At 36.7% G+C, this 3837-nt stretch carries 5 protein-coding genes; all 5 read left to right on the plus strand.

Annotation, left to right across the window (positions count from 1 at the left end):
* The coding region (locus ACWQ4X_RS19455) for a hypothetical protein (protein WP_457904654.1) at window positions 1-847 on the plus strand (847 nt) is incomplete at its 5' end.
* A 31-nt stretch (window positions 848-878) separates the two neighbouring features.
* The gene (locus tag ACWQ4X_RS19460) at window positions 879-1487 is read left to right on the plus strand and encodes a hypothetical protein (protein WP_005006032.1); all 609 of its coding nucleotides are present in this window, start codon (window positions 879-881) and stop codon (window positions 1485-1487) included.
* Between the two features lie 396 nt (window positions 1488-1883).
* Window positions 1884-3032, plus strand: a complete 1149-nt coding sequence (locus ACWQ4X_RS19465; RefSeq protein WP_042892727.1) for a hypothetical protein — start codon at window positions 1884-1886, stop codon at window positions 3030-3032.
* A gap of 182 nt (window positions 3033-3214) precedes the next feature.
* The gene (locus ACWQ4X_RS19470; RefSeq protein WP_005006030.1) at window positions 3215-3370 is read left to right on the plus strand and encodes a hypothetical protein; all 156 of its coding nucleotides are present in this window, start codon (window positions 3215-3217) and stop codon (window positions 3368-3370) included.
* Window positions 3371-3411: 41 nt separating this feature from the next.
* The gene (locus ACWQ4X_RS19475; RefSeq protein WP_214288679.1) at window positions 3412-3831 is read left to right on the plus strand and encodes a hypothetical protein; all 420 of its coding nucleotides are present in this window, start codon (window positions 3412-3414) and stop codon (window positions 3829-3831) included.
* Window positions 3832-3837 lie beyond the last annotated feature (6 nt).

Consider the following 3837-nt stretch of genomic DNA (forward strand, 5'->3'; position numbering starts at 1 on the left):
AGGAATATTGATCATGTCTAAAAAAAACTTATTGATTGAATTGAGCTACGAAGCACCAAACAACACCAGTGCTGATGCTGTTTTGCACAATGTCTATATTGATATTAATCACCCTGAAAATCTGGCGATGTTTAGCGAGTCTTGCAAGAATCGCCATGAAATTAATGAAAACCTACCCATTTGCCAGTTAATCACTTCATGGGTTCGATTACTAGGGATCTTCACCATTCTGGACAATTCAGATCAGGACAAAGAAACCCCTGTTCTCATTCAACTTGCTGACGGCGGTACTTTATCTATCGATGGTTGGGAAATTCTCGACCAAGAAACCAAAGATAGACGCTTGGCGTTAATGGACATTGAGCCAGATGAAGAACAAGACGAAGACGACCCTATTTTGTTCGCTCATGAGTATTCAGACTCAATCACTCTCACCAAAGTCGAAAAGCCAGTAGCAGAAAGTGTATATGTCGCTATGCGTAACTCTTACAGCAACAACTTTGATTTAGTTCTTGAATGTATCTTGAATCCTGAAAAACATTACAGCCTATATCAAGGCTCATATGATGGCACTCATGTTCAAGTGATCCTGAATGACTTGGCACTCCTACCATCATGTAAGACACATAAATCAGAAATTGGCGACTATGTAACATGCAATGTACTGGAGCTGTTCAAAGGCTCAATAGATGCGTATGGCGCAGAAAGTGAATTTATTGATTCATTCGTGCAACTCGACATTACACCGTACTTAGATAGCACACTGAAAATGGACTACATCGAATTGCAGTTTAGCTACCAGAGCAACGATCTCATTGCATTTTTTGGGAATGATCCATGTTCTTAACATGGATCTCTATGGAATAGGAGAAAATACAATGTCTGATCATATCTATAATTACATCATCGGCAGAATCGACAAAAGCCGTAAAATTATGGTTCTGGTGAACTACGAATCAAGATCCAATCTGGTGACTCAAGCACAGTTAATGAAAGTCCAATTCCCGAACATCAATACCTTGAGAATGTTCCTGAATGACTTTGAGCCAACGGAAAAACATGTTATCCATTACTCGAAATACAGTAAAGAAATGCCATCAGGTGCAGATGGATATTTCCTATTTTCAGAACATGACCAGCAATGGAATATTTTTGATCCGAATGTCTTAAGTCGGTTTGTTTGTATATACCAAGAATCACCAGAGTTAGATAATTACCAAGATTACATCTGTTCTTGTGAAGTCAAAAACTCACCCACACTTAAAGCAAAACATAAAAAACAAGCATTTATGGAGAAGATGATCTTCACTTCATTGGGTTTTGAGCGTTATTGCCATCATTGCAACGGTTATGAACCACTGGATCGTTTTTATTATCATTCTGATACCAAAACCTATGAATCAGTTTGCAAGCCTTGTTATGTTCCTCATTACAAACCTTACAAGATGAAAAAACTTATGACCAGTACGGTTGAAGAATATATTTAATCATTAACTAGAACTCAAAAAGATGGCAACTATTAATTATTGCCATCTTTTATTTATTTTCTTTAACATATAAATTATAAACCCTAAATATAGGATTCCTTATGACTTTAAGTTATCAGCTTAATGAACTAAATTGCTTTTTTTGATATAGATCTATGTAATCAGGTTATTTTAATATGTGAGCCTTATTTTATTTCATTAAATAGAAATAATTGATATTACTTTTATTCAACGTATACGGTGATTTTAATTGATTAAAATATTTTCATTGCTGAATCACTACCGTTGTTATATTCAGCTTCATTTATATTTTAAGAAAAAGTTATAAACGCCACTTAATAGCTATTATGGAATCTCAGATGTAGAGCACACGGCTCAAAACTTGGAGATTTTAAAATGTCACATTTCACAGTTGCAGTAGTTACCACCCCTGATGGTGATGTTGTAGATGCCCTAGAACCATTTTACGAATTTGAATGCTCAGGCATTAAAAACAAATATTGCATTTCAGAATCATCATTGGACGAAATTAAAGACCAATACGAATCGACAGAAATCACTTTGATGAAAAACTCAAAGCCTATCTTAGATGATGGTGAAGAACGCTATGCGTTTCTTGACGACCCTCGTTTCGTGCGTGATGCAACAGACTTAGAGCTTGATGCCATCAAAAACAACAAAGGTGATATTTTTGCTGACTTCCCGAACGGCGGTAAGCATTTATCAGTGGTACAGGTCAAAAACGATGATGGTACGTACTCAAGTCGCATTCGTGATTTAGGCATGTTCATTCAATGGCATCAAAAAGATGTGCCATGTACTGAAGTGTTTGAGCTTCAACAGTTCATTAACTGGTATAACGAAAAAGTTACGCCGACTGTTTTGACAGGTGAAAAACCTGATGAAAGTTGGACAGAATGGATAGAGCTTGATGCTGACGGTAAAGTGGTCGATTACTTCACCACCACCAACCCGAATCCGAAATACGATTGGTATGAAATCGGAGGACGTTGGAAAAACATGCTGTTGCGTCTTGATGGACGAAAAGTGGATAGCTGTCCGATTGGTGAGCTAGATTTTGAAACCGAAATCAACCGCTTAAAAACCGAAGCTAACCGTGTTTATGACTATTTTGAGAAGTGTATCGGTGATGCTTCACGTACTTGGCGGTCATGGGCTGATGTTTGGTCTGATGAATCAATCGGATCAGTGAACGATAAGCGTAATTTCTATCACAACCAAGATGCAATCTTATTAATGAAAGCCAATGATACGGATAACTTGTTTTGCATATTCGGACATGAATTTGATGAATTTTTGGTGAGCCGTGAAGAATTCCTAGCTAAAAAATCAGCAAACCCATTCGGTACATACTGTTTCTTAGATGCGACCAGTGGTGATGAAATAGGCGACTGGACAGGTTCAGAGTGTGGCATGTTTGGACAGGATATTCGCAAGGAAGAAGATTGGGAAAACAAAAACCAAGCCTTGCTCAAGAGCTTTCCAAGCGACTATATAATCACGATTGTTGATTGTCATATCTAAAACCCAAACAGGGATAAGCGTAAAACCTTATCCCTTTTCTTTTGGGCATTTTTTAAAACGCATTCGATGTTTTTTAATTGATTAAAAAGTTTTTGAATTTTTAAATTTTAAGAAAAATTAAACAGCTATTGCGCTTTGTATAATGAATATAGATTTAATCACTATCCTAAAGGGCTTTTAATATGTGGAATACATTAGTTTTAATTCGTAAAACCGCAACGTCAAAAGAAATAAAAGACAAAGCTGATATGTATTTAAGCCAGTTAAATACTGCAACCATTTCAGCATCTCTTAAAGCTGAAATACTCTCTTTTATCGAATCTGTTTTAAACGATTAATCAACTTAGGCTCAACGCCTATAAGTAGTCGGAGCATAGATATGAACAACACATTCACCATACCATGCAATTTTAAAGTACAGCACATTGAAGATGGTCAATTTGTCGTGTTTTTTGCTGACGGCACTCAGTTAAGTTACCAGATTGAAAACACCAGTAAGGTTAAATGGATTGAACCTGAAGCATTCAGTTTAGAGCAAGTACGCCTAAGCTCAAAAGAGCCAATCAATGCCGATGATATTGACATCATTAAGTATGCTTCATACCGCTTAATTGCTGACACGCCATTGATTGATGATGATGGTAGCAATCCTGAACCTGATTGCCTTTACTGCAAAAAATCTAGTGACACTCTTAACAGCCTCATACTTCAAGTCACTGAAGCACATACCCTCTCATGTTGGCTACTGACATCAAACGGCGTTCATATCCTAGATATTAATGAATTGACTGAAGCTTAATAACAA

It is taken from the genome of Acinetobacter sp. NigerLNRRAM0016 (genome assembly GCF_054112845.1).